At 70.8% G+C, this 20,845-nt stretch carries 20 protein-coding genes; 14 read left to right on the top strand and 6 right to left on the bottom strand.

All coding sequences use genetic code 11. From position 1 onward, the window contains the following. Positions 1-268: 268 nt before the first annotated feature. Genes VQ02_RS12155 through VQ02_RS12130 form a run of 6 tightly spaced genes read left to right on the top strand, consistent with a single transcriptional unit; the run spans position 269 to position 6,600 of the window. Positions 269-1,441, top strand: coding sequence for an isovaleryl-CoA dehydrogenase (locus tag VQ02_RS12155; RefSeq protein ID WP_048444459.1), 1,173 nt, complete (start codon positions 269-271; stop codon positions 1,439-1,441). An 11-nt stretch (positions 1,442-1,452) separates the two neighbouring features. Next, positions 1,453-3,060: a carboxyl transferase domain-containing protein gene (locus VQ02_RS12150; RefSeq protein WP_048444458.1), complete on the top strand. Its 1,608-nt coding sequence runs from the start codon at positions 1,453-1,455 to the stop codon at positions 3,058-3,060. Positions 3,061-3,068: 8 nt separating this feature from the next. After that, positions 3,069-5,015 carry an acetyl/propionyl/methylcrotonyl-CoA carboxylase subunit alpha gene (locus VQ02_RS12145; protein WP_048444457.1) on the top strand — a complete coding sequence of 649 codons (1,947 nt, stop codon included), beginning with the start codon at positions 3,069-3,071 and terminating at the stop codon, positions 5,013-5,015. Continuing rightward, complete coding sequence (locus tag VQ02_RS12140) at positions 5,012-5,506, top strand: MaoC family dehydratase (protein ID WP_048444456.1); 495 nt, start codon at positions 5,012-5,014, stop codon at positions 5,504-5,506. The genes VQ02_RS12145 and VQ02_RS12140 overlap by 4 nt, the downstream gene beginning before the upstream one ends. A gap of 3 nt (positions 5,507-5,509) precedes the next feature. Beyond that, the gene (locus VQ02_RS12135) at positions 5,510-6,376 is read left to right on the top strand and encodes an HpcH/HpaI aldolase/citrate lyase family protein (protein ID WP_048444455.1); all 867 of its coding nucleotides are present in this window, start codon (positions 5,510-5,512) and stop codon (positions 6,374-6,376) included. Further along, complete coding sequence (locus VQ02_RS12130; protein ID WP_048444454.1) at positions 6,373-6,600, top strand: UPF0175 family protein; 228 nt, start codon at positions 6,373-6,375, stop codon at positions 6,598-6,600. Before VQ02_RS12135 ends, VQ02_RS12130 begins: the two co-directional genes overlap by 4 nt. 85 nt (positions 6,601-6,685) lie before the next feature. Here the strand turns inward: VQ02_RS12130 and VQ02_RS12125 are convergent, their stop codons facing one another. Together VQ02_RS12125 and VQ02_RS35570 are read right to left on the bottom strand one after the other, a co-directional pair. After that, on the bottom strand, positions 6,686-6,940 hold the full coding sequence (locus VQ02_RS12125; protein ID WP_048444460.1) for a helix-turn-helix domain-containing transcriptional regulator: 255 nt from the start codon (positions 6,938-6,940) through the stop codon (positions 6,686-6,688). Positions 6,941-6,958: 18 nt separating this feature from the next. Beyond that, a complete protein-coding gene (locus tag VQ02_RS35570) occupies positions 6,959-7,249 on the bottom strand; it encodes a type II toxin-antitoxin system RelE/ParE family toxin (RefSeq protein WP_083469177.1) in 291 nt (96 codons plus the stop codon). A gap of 151 nt (positions 7,250-7,400) precedes the next feature. Here VQ02_RS35570 and VQ02_RS12120 point away from each other — a divergent pair, with 151 nt between their 5' ends. Continuing rightward, entirely contained in the window at positions 7,401-8,606 is a 1,206-nt protein-coding gene (locus VQ02_RS12120; RefSeq protein WP_048444453.1) for a phenylacetate--CoA ligase family protein, read from the top strand. Between the two features lie 34 nt (positions 8,607-8,640). Here VQ02_RS12120 and VQ02_RS12115 read toward each other — a convergent pair whose 3' ends face one another. Together VQ02_RS12115 and VQ02_RS12110 are read right to left on the bottom strand one after the other, a co-directional pair. Continuing rightward, on the bottom strand, positions 8,641-10,317 hold the full coding sequence (locus tag VQ02_RS12115) for a methyl-accepting chemotaxis protein (protein WP_048444452.1): 1,677 nt from the start codon (positions 10,315-10,317) through the stop codon (positions 8,641-8,643). 229 nt (positions 10,318-10,546) lie between these two features. Continuing rightward, positions 10,547-11,200, bottom strand: a complete 654-nt coding sequence (locus tag VQ02_RS12110; protein WP_048444451.1) for a TetR/AcrR family transcriptional regulator — start codon at positions 11,198-11,200, stop codon at positions 10,547-10,549. 195 nt (positions 11,201-11,395) lie between these two features. On the opposite strand from VQ02_RS12110, the gene VQ02_RS12105 reads away from it, so the two are divergent. The 6 genes from VQ02_RS12105 (at position 11,396) to VQ02_RS12080 (ending at position 18,368) form a co-directional block, all read left to right on the top strand. Further along, positions 11,396-12,205, top strand: coding sequence for an ABC transporter ATP-binding protein (locus tag VQ02_RS12105; protein WP_048444450.1), 810 nt, complete (start codon positions 11,396-11,398; stop codon positions 12,203-12,205). Next, complete coding sequence (locus VQ02_RS12100; RefSeq protein WP_048444449.1) at positions 12,205-14,136, top strand: long-chain fatty acid--CoA ligase; 1,932 nt, start codon at positions 12,205-12,207, stop codon at positions 14,134-14,136. The genes VQ02_RS12105 and VQ02_RS12100 overlap by 1 nt, the downstream gene beginning before the upstream one ends. Positions 14,137-14,163: 27 nt before the next feature. Then, positions 14,164-15,057 (top strand): branched-chain amino acid ABC transporter permease, encoded by an 894-nt coding sequence (locus VQ02_RS12095; RefSeq protein ID WP_048444448.1) that lies wholly within the window; start codon positions 14,164-14,166, stop codon positions 15,055-15,057. Beyond that, the gene (locus VQ02_RS12090; protein WP_048444447.1) at positions 15,057-16,130 is read left to right on the top strand and encodes a branched-chain amino acid ABC transporter permease; all 1,074 of its coding nucleotides are present in this window, start codon (positions 15,057-15,059) and stop codon (positions 16,128-16,130) included. Before VQ02_RS12095 ends, VQ02_RS12090 begins: the two co-directional genes overlap by 1 nt. 50 nt (positions 16,131-16,180) lie before the next feature. Further along, positions 16,181-17,452 (top strand): ABC transporter substrate-binding protein, encoded by a 1,272-nt coding sequence (locus tag VQ02_RS12085; RefSeq protein ID WP_048444446.1) that lies wholly within the window; start codon positions 16,181-16,183, stop codon positions 17,450-17,452. 79 nt (positions 17,453-17,531) lie between these two features. Continuing rightward, positions 17,532-18,368, top strand: coding sequence for an ABC transporter ATP-binding protein (locus VQ02_RS12080; RefSeq protein WP_048444445.1), 837 nt, complete (start codon positions 17,532-17,534; stop codon positions 18,366-18,368). A 41-nt stretch (positions 18,369-18,409) separates the two neighbouring features. On the opposite strand, the gene VQ02_RS12075 is transcribed toward VQ02_RS12080, so the two are convergent. Beyond that, complete coding sequence (locus VQ02_RS12075) at positions 18,410-19,390, bottom strand: DMT family transporter (protein ID WP_048444444.1); 981 nt, start codon at positions 19,388-19,390, stop codon at positions 18,410-18,412. A gap of 113 nt (positions 19,391-19,503) precedes the next feature. Further along, entirely contained in the window at positions 19,504-19,734 is a 231-nt protein-coding gene (locus tag VQ02_RS12070) for a DUF1127 domain-containing protein (protein WP_048444443.1), read from the bottom strand. A 111-nt stretch (positions 19,735-19,845) separates the two neighbouring features. Here VQ02_RS12070 and gcvA point away from each other — a divergent pair, with 111 nt between their 5' ends. Beyond that, the gene (gene gcvA / locus VQ02_RS12065) at positions 19,846-20,817 is read left to right on the top strand and encodes a transcriptional regulator GcvA (protein WP_048444442.1); all 972 of its coding nucleotides are present in this window, start codon (positions 19,846-19,848) and stop codon (positions 20,815-20,817) included. Positions 20,818-20,845: the final 28 nt, after the last annotated feature.

Raw genomic sequence — 20,845 nt, 5'->3', positions numbered from 1 at the left:
GCGATAGGCAACTTTGCCGGGCTGGCGCGGGTCAGGCAGGTCCGCGAAATGATCGAGGAACACCGTCGCCTCGAACACGGCCGCTACCGGCTCGCTCGCCTCGTCCATCGCCCGCCCCCCAAGCCACGTCATGGCGGACAACCGATTCAGACCTTCAGGCCCTTGTCACCTCCCTCATTCACCCGATTGCCCTGATCCTCCGCCTCTCCCCGCTTGTTTTAAAAAACGATCGTTCGTATGAATGGAGAAAATCCGAGGGAGGGCGCCGATGATCCCGAACGCCGCGCGTGAGTTCAACTTCGGCCTGGGCGAGACCGCCGAGGCGATCCGCGACAGCGTGCGCACATTCGCGCAGGACAAGATCGCGCCGCGGGCCGAGGAGATCGACCGCACCAACACCTTCCCGCGCGACCTCTGGCCCGAGATGGGGGCACTGGGTCTCCACGGCATCACGGTCGAGGAGGAGTACGGGGGCCTCGGCCTCGGCTACCTCGCCCATTGCGTGGCGATGGAGGAGGTGTCGCGGGCCTCGGCCTCGGTCGGCCTGTCCTACGGGGCGCACTCGAACCTCTGCGTCAACCAGATCACCCGCAACGGCTCGGACGCGCAGAAGCGCAAGTACCTGCCCAAGCTCATCTCCGGCGAGCATGTCGGGGCGCTCGCGATGTCGGAGCCGGGCGCGGGCTCGGACGTGGTGTCGATGCGCACGCGTGCCGAGAAGAAGGGCGACCGCTACGTCCTCACCGGCTCGAAGATGTGGATCACCAACGGGCCGGTCGCCGAGACCCTGGTGGTCTACGCCAAGACCGACCCGCAGGCCGGTCCCCGCGGCATCACCGCCTTCCTGGTCGAGAAGGGGATGAAGGGTTTCTCGACCGCCCAGAAGCTCGACAAGCTCGGCATGCGCGGCTCGGACACCTGCGAGCTGGTCTTCGAGGAGTGCGAGATCCCGGAGGAGAACGTGCTCGGCACGGTCGGCCGCGGCGTCAACGTGCTGATGTCGGGCCTCGACTACGAGCGCGCCGTGCTGGCGGCGGGGCCGCTCGGCATCATGCAGGCCTGCCTCGACGTGGTCATCCCTTACGTCCACGAGCGCAAGCAGTTCGGGCAGCCGATCGGCGAGTTCCAGCTCGTCCAGGGCAAGCTTGCCGACATGTACGTCTCGACCAACGCCGCCAAGGCCTACGTCTACGCGGTGGCCCAGGCCTGCGACCGCGGCGAGACCACCCGCGAGGACGCGGCGGGCGCGATCCTCTACGCCGCCGAGCGGGCGACGCAGTGCGCGCTGGACGCGATCCAGCTCCTCGGCGGCAACGGCTACATCAACGACTATCCGACCGGGCGGCTCCTGCGCGACGCCAAGCTCTACGAGATCGGCGCCGGCACCAGCGAGATCCGCCGGATGCTGATCGGCCGCGAACTCTTCGCCAAATCCGCCTGAGGCGCCCTCCGATGCCGGTCATCCCCACCAGCGCCGACCTCACCTCCGGGGCGGCGGAGCAGAACCGCGCCACCTGGGCGGAGTTGCGCGCCACCCTGAAGGCCCATCGGGCGAAGGCTGCCGCGGGCGGTCCCGAGCGCGCCCGCGAGCGCCACGTCGCCCGCGGCAAGCTGCTGCCCCGCGACCGGGTGCTGCGCCTGCTCGATCCCGGCTCAGCCTTCCTCGAGGTCGGGGGCTTGGCCGCCAACGGGATGTACGGCGACGACATCCATGCCGCCGGCGTCATCGCCGGCATCGGCCGGGTCGCCGGCCGCGAGGTGATGGTGGTCTGCAACGACGCCACCATCAAGGGCGGCACCTACTACCCCCTGACGGTCAAGAAGCACCTGCGGGCGCAGGAGATCGCGCTCCAGAACCGCCTGCCCTGCCTCTACCTCGTCGATTCCGGCGGCGCCAACCTGCCGCAGCAGACGGAGGTGTTTCCCGACCGCGAGCATTTCGGGCGGATCTTCTACAACCAGGCCCAGATGTCGGCCGCCGGCATCCCGCAGATCGCCTGCGTGATGGGCTCCTGCACCGCCGGCGGCGCCTACGTGCCGGCGATGTCGGACGAGAGCGTGATCGTGCGCCGCCAGGGCACGATCTTCCTCGGCGGGCCGCCGCTGGTGAAGGCCGCGACCGGCGAGGTGGTGACGGCAGAAGACCTCGGCGGCGCCGACGTCCACGCCCGGCTGTCGGGCGTCGCCGACCACTACGCCACCGACGATGCCCACGCGCTCGCGATCCTGCGCCGCATCGTCGGCGGCCTCAACAGTGTCAAGCGGCCGGACCTCGACATCGTCAGCCCCGTCGACCCGGCCTACGGCGCGGACGATCTCGATGCCATCGTGCCGACGGACCTGCGCAAGCAGTACGACGCCCGCGAGCTGATCGCCCGCCTCGTCGACGGCTCGGAGTTCGACGAGTTCAAGCGGCTCTACGGCACCACGCTCGTCACCGGCTTCGCGCGCCTCCACGGCATGCCGGTCGGCATTCTGGCCAACAACGGCATCCTGTACTCGGAGAGCGCGCTCAAGGGCGCGCACTTCATCGAGCTGTGCTGCCAGCGCCGCATCCCGCTGATCTTCCTGCAGAACATCTCCGGCTTCATGGTCGGGCGCGAGGTCGAGGCCGGCGGCATCGCCAAGAACGGCGCGAAGCTCGTGACCGCCGTCGCCACCGCGGCGGTGCCGAAGCTCACCGTGATCGTCGGCGGCTCCTACGGCGCGGGCAATTACGGCATGTGCGGCCGGGCCTACAGCCCCCGCTTCCTGTTCGCCTGGCCGAACTCGCGCATCTCGGTGATGGGGGCCGAGCAGGCGGCGAGCGTGCTCGCCACCGTGCGGCGCGACAACATCGAGGCCGGCGGCGGCACCTGGAGCCCGGAGGAGGAGGAGGCGTTCAAGGCGCCGATCCGCGCCGGGTTCGAGGAGGAGGGCTCGCCCTACTACGCCACCGCGCGCCTGTGGGACGACGGCATCATCCTGCCGGAGGAGACGCGCCGCGTGCTCGCCCTCTCGCTCTCGGCCTGCCTCAACGCGCCGGTGCCGGAGACCCGGTTCGGCCTGTTCCGGATGTGAGGACAGCCATGACCACCCGTCGCCTCGCCTCCGTCCTCATCGCCAATCGCGGCGAGATCGCCTGCCGGGTGATCCGCACCGCCAAGCGCCTCGGGATGCGCACCATCGCGGTCCATTCCGAGGCCGACCGCGACGCCCTCCACGTGGCGCTCGCCGACGAAGCCCACTTGATCGGCCCGGCCCCGGCCGCCGAGTCGTACCTGCGCATCGACCGCATCCTCGAGGTCGCGCAGGCGAGCGGGGCGGAGTGCATCCATCCGGGCTACGGCTTCCTGTCGGAGCGGCCGGACTTCGCGGAGGCCTGCGCGGAGGCCGGCATCGTCTTCGTCGGCCCGCCCGCCTCCGCCATCCGCGCCATGGGCCTCAAGGACGCCGCCAAGGCCCTCGTCGCCAAGGCCGACGTGCCGGTGGTGCCGGGCTACCACGGCGCGCGCCAGGAGCCCGACTTCCTGGCGGCGGAAGCCGCCGCGATCGGCTTTCCGGTCCTGATCAAGGCGGTGGCCGGCGGCGGCGGCAAGGGCATGCGCCGGGTCGAGGGGCCGGAGGGCTTCGCCGACGCCCTCGCTTCCGCGCAGCGGGAAGCCCAGAACGCCTTCGGCGACCCGCGGGTGCTGGTCGAGAAGTACGTGCTCTCGCCGCGCCACGTCGAGATCCAGGTCTTTTGCGATGCCCACGGCAACGCCGTGCACCTGTTCGAGCGCGACTGCTCGCTCCAGCGCCGCCACCAGAAGGTGATCGAGGAAGCCCCCGCCCCCGGCATGCCCGAGGCGGTCCGCGCCGCCATGGGCCGGGCCGCGGTCGAGGCCGCGAAGGCCGTGGGCTATGTCGGCGCCGGCACGGTCGAGTTCATCGCCGACGGCCGCGAGGGCCTGCGACCCGACGGCTTCTGGTTCATGGAGATGAACACGCGGCTCCAGGTCGAGCACCCGGTGACCGAGGCGATCACCGGCCACGACCTCGTCGAGTGGCAGTTCCGGGTGGCGAGCGGCGAGCCACTGCCGGCGGGCCAGGACGATCTCACGATCCAGGGCCACGCCGTCGAGGCCCGGCTCTACGCCGAGGATCCGGACCACGGCTTCCTGCCCTCGACCGGTCCCTTGCGCGCCCTCGACCTGCCGGAGGGCGAGGGGATCCGGGTCGATACCGGGGTGCGGGCCGGGGACCGGGTGACGCCGTTCTACGACCCGATGATCGCCAAGGTGATCGCCCACGGCGCCACCCGTGAGCAGGCTCTCGACCGGCTGGCCGAAGCCCTCGGCCGCACCCTGGTGGCGGGACCGAAGACCAACGTCGCCTTCCTCAAGGCGCTCGCCGAGGCGCCCGACTTCCGCGAGGGCCGCTTCGACACCGGCTTCATCGACCGCGACCTCGCGGGCCTGACGGCGCCCGGGGCGCATCGCGACGCCGCGGTGCGGGCCGGCATCCGGGCGCTGGTGGTGCGGGAGAACCGTGCCGCCACCGGCTCGCCCTGGGATGCCGCGGACGGCTTCCAGCTCGGCGAGGCCCGTCGCCAGGTCTTCCCGTTCGTGCTCGAGGGCGAGCCGGCGCAGGCCGTGCTGCACTGGGGCGCGTCCGGGCTCGGCGTCGCGTACGGCGCGGAGGGCCCCGAGCCCGCCTCCCTGACGGTGATCGAGACGCCCCGCGGCGTGCTCGTCCTCGCCGAGGGGCGCCAGATCGCCGTCGAACGACCCGACCCCTTCGCGGTCGACCTCGACCACATCGACCAGGGCGGCACGATCAAGGCGCCGATGCACGGCCGCCTCGTCGCGGTGCTGGTCGCCCCCGGCGATACGGTGGTGCGCGGCCAGCGCCTCGCGGTCGTCGAGGCGATGAAGATGGAGCACGCGCTGACCGCCCCCACGGACGGCACCGTCGCCGAGGTGGCGGCGGAGGCCGGCCAGCAGGTCGCCGAGGGCGCCCGCCTGATCACCCTGACCAAGGAGGACGCCGCGTGAGCACGCTTCCCGCTTCGACCCACCCCCGCGGCGGACTGTACTTCGAGGATTTCGAGGTCGGCGCGACCTTGCGCCATCGCCTCACCCGCACGGTGACGCAGATGGACAACATGTTGTTTTCCAACATGACGCTCAACCCGCAGCCGCTCCACATCGACGCGCATTTCTGCGCCACCGAGACGGAGTGGGGCCGGCCGCTGATGAACTCGCTGTTCACGCTGGGCCTGATGATCGGCATCTCGGTCAACGACACGACCGTCGGCACCACCATCGGCAATCTCGGCATGACCGAGACCCGCTTCCCCGCGCCGCTGTTCGAGGGCGACACGGTGAGCGTCACGACGGAGGTCGTCGCCAAGCGCGAATCGCGCTCGCGCCCGGAAGCCGGCATCGTCGACTTCGTCCACCGCGCCTACAAGCAGGACGGGACGCTGGTCGCCGAGTGCCGCCGCCAGGCGATGATGCGCAAGCGCCCCGCGACGGAGGCCTGAGACATGCGCTCCCTGCTGTTCGTGCCCGGCGACTCGACCCGCAAGCAGGAGAAGGGCCTGGAGGTGGGGGCCGACGCCCTGATCCTCGACCTCGAGGACTCGGTCGCCCTGTCCGAGAAGCCGAGGGCCCGCGAGGTCGCCGCCGGCTTCCTGGCACGGATGCGGGATCAGACCGGCCGGCCGAGGCTCTACGTCCGCGTCAATGCCCTCGACACCGACCTCACCGACGACGACCTCGCGGCGGTGATGCCGCACGCCCCCGACGGGATCATGCTGCCGAAGGCCGCCGGCGGCCCCGATGTGGCGCATCTCGGGGCGCGCCTCGCGGTCTACGAGGCGGAGGCCGGGCTTCCCGACGGCGTCACCCGCATCCTGCCGATCGCCACCGAGACGGCCCGGGCGGTCTTCGCGCTCCCGACCCTGCCGGGATCGAGCCCGCGGCTCGCCGGCGTCACCTGGGGGGCGGAGGACCTCTCGGCCGACATCGGCGCCGAGACCAACCGGGGTGAGGACGGCGCCTGGAGCGCGCCGTTCCAGCTCGCCCGCAACCTGACCCTGATGGCCGCCGCTGCCGCGGAGGTGGACGCCATCGACACCATCAACGCCCATTTCCGCGACCTCGAGGGACTGGCCCGCGAGTGCCGCGAGGCGCGGCGCGACGGCTTCGTCGGCAAGATGGCGATCCATCCGGCGCAGGTGGCGGTGATCAACGAGGCCTTCACGCCGACACCCGCCGCGATCGCCCAGGCACGGAAGGTCGTGGCCGCCTTCGCCGAGGCGCCGGGGGTGGGCGTCGTCGGCATCGACGGCGAGATGTTCGACCGGCCGCACCTACGGCGGGCGGAGCGGCTGCTGGCGCGGCTGGGGTGAGGTGGGAGGAGGACAGCGACGCGCTTGCCCGTCGCGCCCTGGAAGGGCTCGCCGTAGAGGAGTTTCGGGCCGGACGGCTGACCCAGCCCGAGTTGCGCCGCCTCCTCGGCTTCGGCACGCGGACGGCACTCGACGCCTTCCTGAAGGAGCGCGGCGTCTATGTCGATTACGACCACGCAGACCTGATGCAGGACTTGCGCGATCTCGATCACCTCGGCCTGTAACGCCTTGTCTGCGGTCTCGACCACCCTGAACCGGACGGAGGAGAACAGCGACGCTCAGGTTGCGTGCGCTGCCGGCGGGGCGGTCTCAGGACGCTCCGAGCGGGGCAACGCTCATCCTGAGCCCGAGCCGGTGCAGCAGATCCATGACGGCGGCCAGATGCGGCGCTCCCGCCTGTACCTCGCCGCGAGCAAGGCCGCGTGCCCGAGCAACAGCCTCGAATGCATGCGCGGCCAGAGCCGGATCATCCTCCGCAAGCACTGCTTCCAGGTAGGCGGCGATCCGTTCGGGACTGTCGAGATAATCCGCGGTGTCGTAGGGAGTGAGCAGGACATCGGTCATGGCCATCACCATCGACGTTCAGAGAGCCGCTGCCAAGGCCTTCGCTCGGCGGATGTCGCGCCACTGAGAGGATTTGTCACCTCCACACAGGAGAATGACGATGTCCTCACCGCGACGCACGAAGTAGACTCTATACCCAAGGCCGACATGAATGCGCATCTCGCTCACGCCATCGCCAACTGGCGCCACGTCGCCTGGGTTCCCGAGCGCCAGCCGATCAATCCTCCTGGCAATCTGAGCGAATGCTGTCGCATCACGCAGCCTGGAAAACCACGCCGCGAATTCGGGATGCTGCTGGATGCGCGCCATGACGTTACGATATTTGCAGCTCGCTGGTTACCGAAGCTTGGGTCGACAGGCAACCAAGCGACCGGTGGTGTAATCGCGAGCCCTTCGTTTCAATCCTGACGCACCGTGCGACCAACGCGCGGGCGATCCCACTGGGAGAACGGCCCCACCCATGCCCCACGACGAGAACCAGCCCCTCACCCCCGAAGCCGCCCTGCTCGCCCGCCTGCCGGCGGCCCTCGACGCGGCTTTGCAGGCGCCCGCCTACGCCGCCCACCTCGCCGGGATCGATCCCGCCGCCGTGACCGACCGGGCGGCGCTCGCCCGCCTGCCGGTCCTGCGCAAGGGCGAGATGCCGGGGCGCCAGCGCGAGGCGCTGCCCTTCGGCGGCTTCGTGCCGGGGGCGGCCGGGGAGTTCGCCCGCCTGTTCACCTCGCCGGGGCCGATCTTCGAGCCGCAGCGGGCGGGTGACGATCCGTGGGGCGGCGCGCCGGCACTCGCCGCCGCCGGCTTCGAGGCCGGCGAGGTGGTGCTCAACACCTTCGGCTACCACCTGACGCCGGGCGGCTTCATCTTCGACACCGCCGCCCGGGCGCTCGGCTGCGCGGTGATCCCGGCCGGGCCCGGCAACACCGAGCAGCAGCTCGACCTGATCGAGGCCTACCGGCCCGCCGGCTACGTCGGCACGCCGGACTTCCTGAAGGTGCTGCTCGACGCCGGGGCCAAGGCCGGACGGGACGTGTCGTCGCTCGTCAAGGCGCTGGTCTCGGGTGCCGCCTTCCCGCCCTCGCTCCAGGCCGAGTTCCGGGAGCGCGGCATCGCGGCAGCCCAAGCCTACGCCACCGCCGATGTCGGCTTCATCGCCTACGAGACGCCGGGGCAGCCGGGCCTGCGCGTCAGCGACGGCCTGATCCTCGAGATCGTGCGGCCGGGCACCGGCGATCCGGTGCCGGAGGGCGAGGTCGGAGAGATCGTCGTCACGGTGCTCGACCTCGACCGGCCGCTGATCCGCTACGCGCTCGGCGACCTGACGGCGGCGCTGCCGGGCCAGGAGGACGGTGCGCGCATCCGCGGCTGGATGGGCCGGGCCGACCAGGCCGCCAAGGTGAAGGGCATGTTCGTGCGCCCCGAGCAGGTCGCCGAGATCGCCCGGCGCCACGCGGAGCTCGGCCGCCTGCGCCTGGTGGTGACCCGGGCGAACGAGGCCGACGCCATGACGCTGCGGGCGGAGGCCGGCACGACCGACGCCGCCCTCGCGGAGGCCGTGTCCGAGACCCTGCGCGCCGTGACCAAGCTGCGCGGCACGGTGGAGCTCGTCGCCCCCGGCAGCCTGCCGAACGACGGCAAGGTCATCGCCGACGAGCGTCCGGTGGGCTGACAGGGGCGGGGCGGCGGTCAGGCCCGTGCGGCCGTCAGGCCGCCCGGACCTGCGCCAGGAAGCGGTCGACCTCGGCCGAGAGGTGCTCGGACTGGCGCGACAGCTCGGACGCCGAGGCCAGGACCTGGCTCGCCGCCGCCTCCGTCTCCTCGGCCGCCCCCGCCACCCCGGCGATGTTGCCCGTCACCTCGCCGGTGCCGGCCGCCGCCTGGCTGACGTTGCGCACGATCTCCTGCGTCGCCGCACCCTGCTCCTCCACCGCCGCCGCAATCGAGGTCGCGACCCCGCTGATCTCCTCGATCCGCGCCGTGATCTGGCCGATCGCCCCCGCCGCCTGACCGGTCGAGGCCTGGATCGCCGCGATCTGGCTCGTGATCTCCTCGGTCGCCTTCGCGGTCTGGCCCGCCAGCTCCTTGACCTCGGCCGCGACCACCGCGAAGCCCCGTCCCGCCGCTCCGGCCCGGGCCGCCTCGATGGTGGCGTTGAGGGCGAGCAGGTTGGTCTGGCTGGCGATCGAGGAGATCAGCCCGACCACGTCGCCGATGCGGGCGGTGGCCTCGGTCAGCGCCCGCACCTGGGCCGCGGTCTGCCCGGCCTCGGTCACGGCGCTCTGCGCCAGGCGCGCCGAGCCGTCGACCTGGCGGCCGATCTCCTGGACGGACGCGCCGAGCTCCTCGGCCGCCGCCGCCACCGCGCGAACGTTCGCCGCCGCCTGCTCGGCCGCGGCCGCCACCGTGCCCGACTGCCCGGCGGTCTGGGTCGCGGCGCCCGACATCGCCTGGGCGGTGCCCCGCAGCTCGCCGGAGGCCGTGGCGATGGTGGCGGCCACGCCGGTGATCGAGGCCTCGAAACCCTGGATCAGGTCGTTGAGCGCCGCGGCACGGCGCATCCGGCGCAAGCCTTCGGCCTCGCTCTCGCCCTGCAGCCGCTCGCGCTCGATCGCGTTGTCGCGGAAGACCAGCACGGCGCGGGCCATCGCCCCGACCTCGTCGTGCCGCCCGGCTTCCGGCACCGCGAGGTCGGTGCGCCCCTCGGAGAGGGTGGTCATCGCGGCGCGCAGGCGCTCCATCGGACGCACGACCGAGCGGACGATCAGCAGCGAGACGCCGCCGAGAACGAGCACGATGACGAGGCCGGCGAGGGCGAGACGCTCGACCTGGGCGACGATCATGGCTCGCAGGTCGCTGACGTACTCGCTGACGCCGATGTAGAAGCCGTAGGGAGCGTAGAAGCGAAACAGCCCGACCTTCGGCACGGCCGCGGTCTCGCCCTCCGGAACCCAGGTGTAGCGGAACGTCGCCACGCCGTCCCGCGCCGCGCGGGGCATGACGTCGGCGACGTAGCGGAAGCCGGTCGTGTCGGTCACGCCCATGAGGTTGCGGCCGACCACCTTCGCGGAGGGGTGGGCGATCACGGTGCCGGTGGCGTCGTTGACGAACAGGTAGTTGTCGCGCCCGTGCCGCATCGCCGCGATGTCGGCGAGCGCCGCCTCGCGGGCCGCCGCCTCGCTCATCTCGCCGCCGGCCGCCTTCTTCCGGTAGCGCTCGACGATGTTGGCCGCGGCCTCGGTGATGAGCGACAGACGCTCGACGCGCTGCGCCACCATCGCCTCGTACTGATAGTTGAGCGCGATCCCGCCGAGCGCGACCAGACTTGAAGCCGCGAGCGCGATCAGCAACGCGAACTTGCGAGGAAGGGTGAGCACGAACATGAGGCGGCCACTCCGGATCCGGACCCTGCCGGATGACGCGCCGGAAATAGGTGCGCGGTCGTGAACAGCCGGTTTATTTTGTTATGGCTCGAAACCATTTATGCCGGATCGAGAAGATCTTGCCGCAACGGCATCGGGCGCGTGGAATGCGGTGGCTCCGCGATGCGGCATCGACGGCCCGTCGGGCGGCACGGCACGATGCGCCGTTCCCGGGTCCATCCGAGGCCTCCTATCCGACCCCGGCCCGCATGGCCCCGCGCCGGCGCGGCGGAACCGCCACCGCGCCCGCCTCGCCGCCTCGCGCCAGCGCCAGCACCATCCCGGTGAAGATCTCCTGCAAGGCCTCGGTCGAGAGCCGCCCCTCCGGCTTGTACCAGGTGCAGATGCCCGACAGCATGGCGAGGATGGCGAGCGTCGCCATCCTCGTATCGGCGAGGTTGAACTCGCCGGTGGTGCAGCCGTGGTCGAGGATCTCGCCGAGCTTGCGCTCGTAGTCGCGCCGCATCGCCACCACGGCGGCGAGGTTGTCCGGCTCAAGGCTGCGCAGCTCCGAGTAGCAGATGAACACCTCCTGCGGCCGCGCGACGTGGTAGGCGACGTGGAACGCGGTGAACCGGGTCAGCCGCGCCGCGGCGCTGCCCTCCGGCAGCAGGGCCGCATCGAGGGCCGCGTGCAGGTCGCGCATGTGCGTGCGGATGAGGTCGAACAGGAATTCCTGCTTGTTGCGGAAGTAGTTGTAGAGCGAGCCCTGCTGGATGCCGACCTCGGCCGCGAGCTGGCGCAGGCTCATGGCGGCGTAGCCGTGCGTGGCGATCAGGGCGAGCCCCGCCCGCCGGATGGCCTCCTCGGTCCGCGGTCCCGACGAGCCTGCGATACGCGCCATGCTGGCCCCTAACCCTACCCTCACGGGGCTCGACGCCCCTCGACTTTCGTCGCGCCAGTGTAGCACTTGACGCTCGGAAAAAAACAGTCGAACGTATTTTCGAGGCGAATGACCCGGACGCATACCGGGCATCCGCCCCAGGCAGAGCGGCGCCGGACCGAGAGCGCGGCCGCCATCCCCAAGGGAGGATCAGGCGTGGCGGAGACCCTTGCGGTTCGCCAGATCTCGTTGCGCTTCGGCGGCGTCAAGGCGCTGACGGATGTCAGCTTCGCGGTCGAGAAGGGCGAGCTTTTCTCGATCATCGGCCCCAACGGCGCCGGCAAGACCTCGATGATCAACTGCATCTCGGGCCGCTACCGGCCGTCCGAGGGGCAGATCCTGCTCGACGGGCGCGACATCACCAAGGCGACGCCGAACCAGCGCCCGAAGCTCGGCATCGGCCGCACCTTCCAGAACCTCGCGCTGTTCCACCACATGAGCGTGCTCGACAACATCCTGGTCGGGCGCCACCACCTCATGCGCAACAACTTCGTCACCGGCTCGCTCTACTGGCTGCCGGGGGTGCGGAGCGAGGAACTCTCCCATCGCCGCCGGGTCGAGGAGATCATCGACTTCCTCGACCTCCAGGCCTACCGCAAGGCGCCGGCCGGCACCCTCTCCTACGGCCTGCGCAAGCGGGTCGAGCTCGCCCGTGCCATGGCGCTCGAGCCCAGGCTGATCCTCCTCGACGAGCCGATGGCCGGCATGAACCTCGAGGAGAAGGAGGACATGGCCCGCTACATCGTCGACCTCAACGAGGAGTTCGGCATGACCGTCGTGATGATCGAGCACGACATGGGCGTCGTCATGGACATCTCGCACCGGGTGATGGTGCTCGATTTCGGCCGCCGCATCGCGCTCGGCCGCCCCGAGGCGGTGCTGGCCGACCCCCACGTCCGCAAGGCCTATCTGGGCGAGGAGGACGAGGAGCCGGTCGCCGAGGCGCCCGTGAGGGCGGTGTCGTGATGACCGATTTCACCGCCCGCGCGAACGCCGCCGACACCTTCCCGAAGCTCCTGCGCCTCAACGCCGCCGAGCACCCGCACGAGGTGGCTCTGCGGGAGAAGATCTTCGGGCTGTGGCGCCCGACCACCTGGGGCGAGTACCACGCCCGCACCCGCGCCTTCGCGCTCGGCCTCTCCGACCTCGGCATCGACGGCGGCGACGTCGTCGGGCTCATCGGCGACAACCGGCCCGACTGGGTGGCGGGCGAGATCGCCGCCCACGCGCTCGGTGCCCTGTCGCTCGGCCTCTACCGCGACGCCCTCGAGGACGAGGTCCAGTACCTGCTCGCCTTCGCCGGGGCGAAGGTCGTCATCGCCGAGGACGAGGAGCAGGTCGACAAGCTCCTGAACCTCGCCGACCAGCTGCCGGCCCTGCGCCACATCGTGTTCTGCGACCCCCGCGGGATGCGCAAGTACGACGACCCGCGGCTGATCTCGGCCGAGGCCCTGGCCGCCCGCGGCGAGGCGCGGCACGCCGCCGATCCCGGCCTCTACGACCGGATGGTCGAGGCGACCGACGGCGAGGCCGTGGCGATCCTGTGCACCACCTCGGGCACCACGGCGCGGCCGAAGCTCGCGATGCTGAGCGGCGGCCGGGTCCTGCGCCACTGCGCCCGCTACCTCGCCGCCGACCCGAAGGGCCCGGAGGACGACTACGTCTCGGTGCTGCCGCTGCCCTGGATCATGGAGCAGGTCTACGCGCTCGGCCAGGCGCTGCTCTCCCGCATGAAGGTCAACTTCGTCGAGGACGCCGACACCCTGATGCACGACTTCCGGGAGATCGCCCCGACCTTCGTGCTGTTCGCCCCCCGGGTGTGGGAGGCAGTGGCGGCCGACGTGCGGGCCCGGATGATGGACGCCTCGCCCCTGAAGCGCGCCCTCTACGAGCGCGGAATGAAGATGGGACTGGAGGCCCTCGACAAGGGCACGCGCTCGACCGCCGCCGACGCCCTGCTGTTCCGGGCGCTTCGCGACCGCCTCGGCTTCACGCGGCTGACCTCGGCGGCGACCGGCGGTGCGGCGCTCGGGCCCGACACGTTCCGGTTCTTCCGCGCCATGGGCGTGCCGCTGCGCCAGCTCTACGGCCAGACCGAGACGCTCGGCGCCTACACCCTGCACCGGGGCGAGACAGTCGATTTCGACACCGTCGGCGTGCCCTTCGACGACAGCATCGAGATCCGGGTGCTCGATCCCGACCGCAACGGCATCGGCGAGGTGCTGGCGCGCCACGCCAACATGTTCCACGGCTACTACAAGGCCGGTCCCGACACCCCGAGCGACGTGCGCGACGGCTGGATGCACACCGGCGACGCCGGCTACGTCGACAAGAAGGGCGAGCTCGTCGTCATCGACCGGATCAAGGACCTCGCCATCAACGCCCACGGCGAGCGCTTCTCGCCGCAATACATCGAGAACAAGCTGAAGTTCTCACCCTACGTCGCCGAGGCCGTGATCCTCGGCGCCGGGCGCGAGTACCTGGCGTCGCTCATCTGCATCCGCTACGCCGTGGTGGCGAAGTGGGCCGAGAAGAACCGCATCGCCTTCACCACCTATTCCGACCTCGCCTCGAAGCCGGCGGTGGTCGAGCTGGTGCGCAAGGAGGTGGAGAAGGTGAATGCCGGCCTCACGGAAGTCCAGCGCATCGCCAAGTTCGTCCTGCTCTACAAGGAGCTCGACGCCGACGACGGCGAGCTGACCCGCACCCGCAAGGTCCGCCGCGGCGTCATCAACGAGAAGTACGCCGACCTGATCGGCACGATCTACGCCGGCGCGCCGAGCCACCGGGTCGACACGGTGATCCGGTTCCAGGACGGCACCACCCAGCGCATCCGCACCACCCTGCCGGTGATCGACCTCACGGCGGCCCCCGCCACCCTCGCCGCCGCCGAATAGGGCCTTCCTGATAGGGGTCTCGTGCCCATGAACACCCATCTCCTGCTCCAGCTCGTCGTCAACGGGCTGATCGTCGGCGCGCTCTACGGCGTGGTCGCGATGAGCTTCGTCCTGATCTACAAGGCGAGCCAGGTCGTGAACTTCGCGCAGGGCGAGTTCCTGCTGATCGGCGCCTGGGTGTGCTGGTGGCTGCTCACCACCTACCAGCTGCCGTTCCTGGTCGGCATGCTCGTCACCTTCGCGTTCATGCTGGTCTTCGGCATCGCGCTGCAGGTCGTGGTGCTGCGGCCGCTGATCGGCGAGCCGATCATCTCGGTCATCATGGTGACGATCGGCCTGTCGATCTTCTTCCAGGCCCTGTGCAAATGGCTGTTCGGCGTCTTCGCCCAGCCCTTCCCGCCGATCTTCTCGACCCAGGCGGTCTCGATCCTCGGCCTCGAGATCCAGACCGTGTACCTGATGAGCCTCGGCATCTCGGTCGCCATGATGGCGGGCTTCGCCTGGTTCTTCCGCTACTCGAAGCACGGCCTGGCCATGCGGGCCACCGCCTTCAACCAGCAGGTGGCGCAGTCGCTCGGCATCTCGGTGCGCAACGTCTTCGCGCTGGCCTGGGCGATCTCGGCGGTGGTCTCGTCGGTCGCCGGCATCGTGGTCGGCATCGTCAACGGCGTGTCCTCGGCCCTGTCGCTCTACGGCATCAAGGTCTTCCCGGCGGTGATCCTCGGCGGGCTCGACTCGGTCGTCGGCGCCGTCATCGGCGGCCTCGTCATCGGGGTGCTGGAGAACGTCGCGCAGTACGTCGACGGCCAGTACCTGCACTGGGGCAACCTCTACGAGATCGTCCCCTTCTACGTCCTGGTGGTGATCCTGATGATCAAGCCCTACGGCCTGTTCGGCACCCGTGACATCGAGCGCGTCTGATGGCGTCCCAGAGCCTGATCCCCGCCGGTGACTTCCGCACCACCTACGCGGCCGACACCACCATCTTCCCCACCGCCGGCAGCCGCTACGCGGTCTGGGCGGGACTGGCGCTGCTGTGCCTCGCCCCCCTGGTGCTCGACCGCTACTGGCTCAGCCTGCTGATCCAGATCGGCTACTTCGCGGTGGCGGCGCTCGGCCTCAACATCCTGGTCGGCTTCACCGGGCAGATCTCGATCGGCCACGCCGCCTTCTTCGGCTTCGGCGCCTTCGCCTCGGCCTGGCTGTCGAACAACCTCGGCATCCCGGTGTTCTTCGCGATCCCGCTCGCGGGCGTCGTCACCACCGCGGTCGGCCTCGTCTTCGGCCTGCCGGCGGCCCGGCTGAAGGGGCTCTACCTCGCCATCGCGACGCTGGCCGCGCAGTACATCCTGCAGGACTTCTTCGCCCGGGCGAACTGGTTCACCGGCGGCGTCGCCGGCACCCATGCCGAGGCGTTCTCGATCTTCGGCTTCTCCTTCGACACGGACCACCGCTACTTCTACGTCGTGCTGGCCTACCTGGCGCTGACCTTCGTGCTCGCCACCAACCTGATGCGCTCCCGCGACGGCCGGGCGCTGGTGGCGGTGCGCGACCACTACCTCTCGGCGGAGATGATGGGGATCAACCTCACCCGCTACCGCACCCTGTCCTTCGGCCTCTCGGCCTTCTACGCCGGCATCGGCGGCGCGCTCTACGCCCACTACCTGCAATTCGTCTCGGTCGAGGGCTTCGGCATCCTGCTCTCGATCCAGTTCCTCGGCATGATCATCATCGGGGGCCTCGGCTCGATCATGGGCACGCTGATGGGCACCGCCTTCATGGTGCTGGTGCCGGAGGCGATGGGCTGGATCACCGACGCGGTGCGCGGCTCCGCCCTCGACCGGGCCCTGTCGCTCAAGGACAACCTGTCCTTCCTGCGCGAGATGGCGATCGGCCTCGTGATCGTGCTCTTCCTGATGTTCGAGCCCGACGGGCTCGCCCACCGCTGGCGCCAGATCAAGGCGTACTGGAAGCTCTACCCGTTCTCGCACTGACATGAACGAAAGAGGCTGAGAACAGCCCGCAACCGGAGGAAACCCAAACGATGCTTCGCCTGTCCCTCGCCTCGGCCGCCGTCCTCGCCCTCGCGGTCCCCGCCCTCGCCGCCGAGATCCCGATCGGCCACCTCGCCGACCAGAGCGGCGCCACCTCCGACGTCGGCGTGCCCTACGCGCAAGGGATCGCCGACGCCCTCGCCTACGTGAACCGCAAGGGCGGCATCAAGGGCGAGAAGATGGCGGTCGAATCGGTCGATTACGGCTACCAGGTGCCGCGCGCCGTCGCGCTCTACAAGAAGTGGACCGGCGGGCGCGACAAGGTCGCGGCGATCCAGGGCTGGGGCACCGCCGACACCGAGGCGCTCTCGGCCTTCGTCACCAAGGACGAGGTGCCGTACATCTCCGGCTCCTACGCCGCGCAGGTGAGCGACCCGACCGGCGCCAGCGGCAAGGCCAAGGCCGCGCCCTACAACTTCTTCTACGGGCCGAGCTACTCCGACGCGCTGCGCGCCATGCTGATGTGGGCGGCCGAGGACTGGAAGACCAAGGGCAAGACCGGCAAGCCGAAATACGTCCACATGGGCGGCAACCACCCCTACCCGAACTCGCCGAAGGAAGCCGGCGAGGCGATGGCCAAGGAGCTCGGCTTCGACGTGCTGCCGGCGATCGTGTTCGCGCTCGCGCCCGGCGACTACACCGCCCAGTGCCTGACCGCCAAGAACGCGGGGGCGAACTACGCCTATCTCGGCAATACCGGCGGCTCGAACATCTCGCTGCTGAAGTCGTGCAAGTCGGTCGGCACCGACATCCAGTTCATGGGCAACGTCTGGGGCATGGACGAGAACGCCGCCAAGGCGGCGGGCGATGCGGCCAACGGCGTGGTCTTCCCCGTCCGCACCGCGGCGGTGAGCGGCAGCACCGCCCCCGGCATGGCAGTGGCGGCCGAGATCTCCAAGATCTCCGACCCCGCCGGCACCGCCTACCGGCCGGTGCACTACTACTCGGGCATCTGCGCCGCCCTCTACATGACCGAGGCCCTGGCCTGGGCCAAGGACAACGGCGGGCTGGCCGGTCCCACCGTCCGCAAGGGCTTCTACCAGAAGAAGGACTGGGTGCCGGCCGGGATGGAGGGCGTCTGCGTCCCCTCGACCTGGTCGGCCACCGACCACCGCGGGATGATGGAGGTGAACATCTACCGCGCCAAGGTCTCCGGCCCGACCGAGGGCGCCCTGCCCGACGTGATGAAGGCCGGCACGATCAAGCTCGAGCCGGTCAAGACCGTGACGCTGCCGCGCAAGAGCGAGTGGCAGGGGTGGTGAGGCCCATCCTCAATCGATGACCCGCCCATAACCCTCCCCCCTCTGCGGGGGAGGGAGAACATGCGCCTGGAGCCGCCCGATGTCGCAGGTCATGACCCTGGAGCGCCCGATTCCCGACGCCGCGCCGGCCCCCCTCCTCAGCTTGCGCAACGTCGAGGTCGTCTACGACGACGTGATCCTGGTCCTGCGGGGCCTGAGCCTCGACGTGCCGGCGGGCTCGATCACGGCGCTGCTCGGCGCCAACGGCGCCGGCAAGTCGACGACGCTCAAGGCCATCTCGGGCCTGCTGCGCTCGGAGGACGGCGAGGTCACCCGCGGCGAGATCGTGTTCGACGGCGCCCGCATCGACGGCATCGAGCCCGACCGGATCGTGCGCCGCGGCATCTTCCAGGTGATGGAGGGCCGCCGCATCGTCGCCGACATGACCCCGATGGAGAATCTGCGCCTCGGCGCCTTCTCGCGCCGCGATCGCGAGATCGGCCAGGACCTCGAGCGGGTGCTGACCTACTTCCCGCGCCTGAAGGAGCGCACGGGCGCGGCGGGCTACCTCTCGGGCGGCGAGCAGCAGATGCTGGCGATCGGCCGCGCGCTCATGGCCCGGCCCCGCCTGATCCTGATGGACGAGCCCTCGATGGGCCTCTCGCCGCTCTTGGTGAAGGAGGTCTTCGCCATCATCCGCCAGATCAACCGGGATCTCGGCGTCACCATCCTGCTCGTCGAGCAGAACGCCCGCGCCGCCCTCTCGGTGGCCGACCGTGGCTACATCATGGAGCAGGGCAAGGTGGTGCTCGACGGCACCGTCGAGGAGTTGCGCACCAACGAGGATGTGAAGGAGTTCTACCTCGGCGGCGCCGGCGACCAGCGCAAGAGCTTCCGCAACCTGAAGAGCTTCAAGCGGCGCAAGCGGTGGATCTGAGGGGCCTGCTCGCCCCCGGACCTTTCCCGCATCCTCGATCGTCACGCCTGGGGGTGGCGTGTCGGTCCGGCAGGGCGAGCAGGCTCGGAGCGATCGCCAGGCCGGACAGGCCGCCACCCCGTCAGCAACCGCCCATCGATCGCCACCAGCCCGGCCCCGATCAGCGCCATGCCGAGGAGCTGGCGCGGCACGACCGGCTCGCCGAGCACCAGGGCGCCGAGCAGGAGCGCCGAGACCGGGATCAGGAAGGTGACGAGCATCAGGTTTGTCGCTCCGGCGCTCGCCAGGAGGCGGAAGAAGATCACGTAGGCGAGCGCCGTCGACAGGGCGGCGAGGCCGAGGATGGCGGCGATGGCCCCCGCCGGGGGGATCGCCAGGGTCCAGGGCCGGTCGACCGCGAGGGCGACCGGCAACAGCAGCACGGTCGCGGCGGTGACCTGGCCAGCGGCGGCCGAGAGCGGTGGGATGCCCATGCGCTTGAACCGGCGCCCGTAGATCCCCGCGAAGGCGTAGGAGAGCGCGGCGAGCAGCACCGCGCCCTGCGCCAGCGCCTCGGTCCCGAGCCCGGAGAGGACCGACGGTCCGATCATCACGGCGACGCCCGCGAGGCCGGCCAGCACGCCGACGAGGCGGCCGGGCGTCAGGCGCTCGTCGTCGGTGAGACCATGTGCCACTAGGACGCCGAAGAGCGGCGTCGTGGCGTTGAGGATCGCCGCCAGGCCGGAGGCGATCTGGGTCTGGCCCCAGGCGATGAGGCAGAACGGCACCGCGTTGTTGAGGAGCGCCGCCCCCAGGAAGGCGAGCCAGACCCCGCGACCCCGCGGCAGGGGGAGGCCGCGGGCCTTGAGGACGAGGGTGAGGATCACGGCCGCGAGGCCGACCCGCAGCACCACCAGGGTGAGGGGCGGCAGCGCCCGCAAGGCGACGCCGACGAAGAAGAACGAACCGCCCCACAGGACCGACAGGCCGAGGAGCAGGCCCCACTCGGACGGGCTCATGGGGCGGTTGGCGGGAGGCTGCATCGGGCGTCGTGCTCCGGGACGGGGACGCCGCACCCTGACGCCTCGAGGACCCGGCGGCATCCTGTTCCTTGCGGCGCAATCCGCGCATCGGTCACGGATCAGTCGATCGCGGATCAGTCGATCCAGAACGGCTTCTCCGCCTCGCGCAGCGCGTCGGCCCGCGAGAGGCCGACATCCTTGAGCAGGCCGTCGGGGCAGCCCAGGAGGGCCCGGCGCTCGCGCCGGCGATCGGCCCACAATTCGAGCCGCTCGACGAGAGAGACGGCTTCGCGCCGGCGCGGCGGCGTGAGGCGGATGGCGGGAACGAGGCGCAGGTTTCCTCGGCCAGCGACGAGGGTCGTCATGGCTCTCTCCGGGTGGAAGTTCAGGTCGTTGTCGAGAGAGATTGCCTTTCGGGAGCCGGGCGATCAAACCAGATCGACTCGCCCTCCGCCGCAGAAAAACTGGGTCATCCCATGGCTCGCGATCTGGCTCCCCGTCGGCGCCTGCCGCCCCTGAACGCCGTGCGGGCGTTCGAGGCCGCCTCCCGTCACCCCACCTTCCACGAGGCCGGGGACGAGCTCGGGGTGAGCGCCGGCGCGGTGGCCCAGCAGGTGAAGGCGCTCGAGGGCTGGTTCGGCCTCACCCTGTTTCGCCGACTGCCGAGCCGGGGCGTCGCCCTGACGCCGGCGGGCCAGCGCTTCGCCGCGGCCGCCGGCGAGGTGCTCGACCAGCTCGCCGAGGCGACGGCCCGGCTGCGGCGCCAGGGCCAGGACCACGTGCTGACGGTCAGCACCACCCACTCCTTCGCCAGCCTGTGGCTGATCCCGCGCATCGGCAGCTTCCGCGCCCGGCATCCGGACCTCGACGTGCGGGTCGTGGCCAACAACCGCCTGGTGGATTTCTCCCGCGACGACGCGGACCTGGCGATCCGGCACGGGCGCGGGCGCTATCCCGGCCTGCGCTCCGACCTCCTGATGCACGACGTCGTCTTCCCGGTCTGCAGCCCGGGCTTGCGGGACGGCGAGCCGCCGCTGCGCCGGCCGCAGGACCTCGCCCGGCACACCCTGCTCCACGACGACGACCCGATCGACCTCGAGGCGGTGGGCTGGCCGCAATGGCTCGCGGCGGCGGGCCTCGCCGGCATCGACGCCTCGCGCGGGCCCCGCTTCACCCACACCTTCATGGTGCTGCAAGTCGCCACCGCCGGCGGCGGGGTCGGCCTCGCCACCCGGGTGCTCGGGGGCGACCTCGTCTCGGGCATGGGGAGCACCGGCACCGGCCAAGCCGGCACTGGTCATGCCGGCACCGGCCTGGTGCGCCCCTTCCCCGACGAGGTCCCGAGCCCCTACAGCTTCTTCCTCGTCACGCCGACCGAGACCGACGCCCCGAAGGTGGCGCGCTTCCGCGAGTGGATCACCGCGCGGGCGGCGGAGTGGAACGGCTGAGCGGCGGGCCGGCCGCCGCCCCCGCCCC

Source organism: Methylobacterium variabile, assembly GCF_001043975.1.
Classification (GTDB): domain Bacteria; phylum Pseudomonadota; class Alphaproteobacteria; order Rhizobiales; family Beijerinckiaceae; genus Methylobacterium; species Methylobacterium variabile.
Note: the sequence above shows the minus strand (reverse complement) of the source record. Positions and strands in the feature narration are given on the sequence as shown.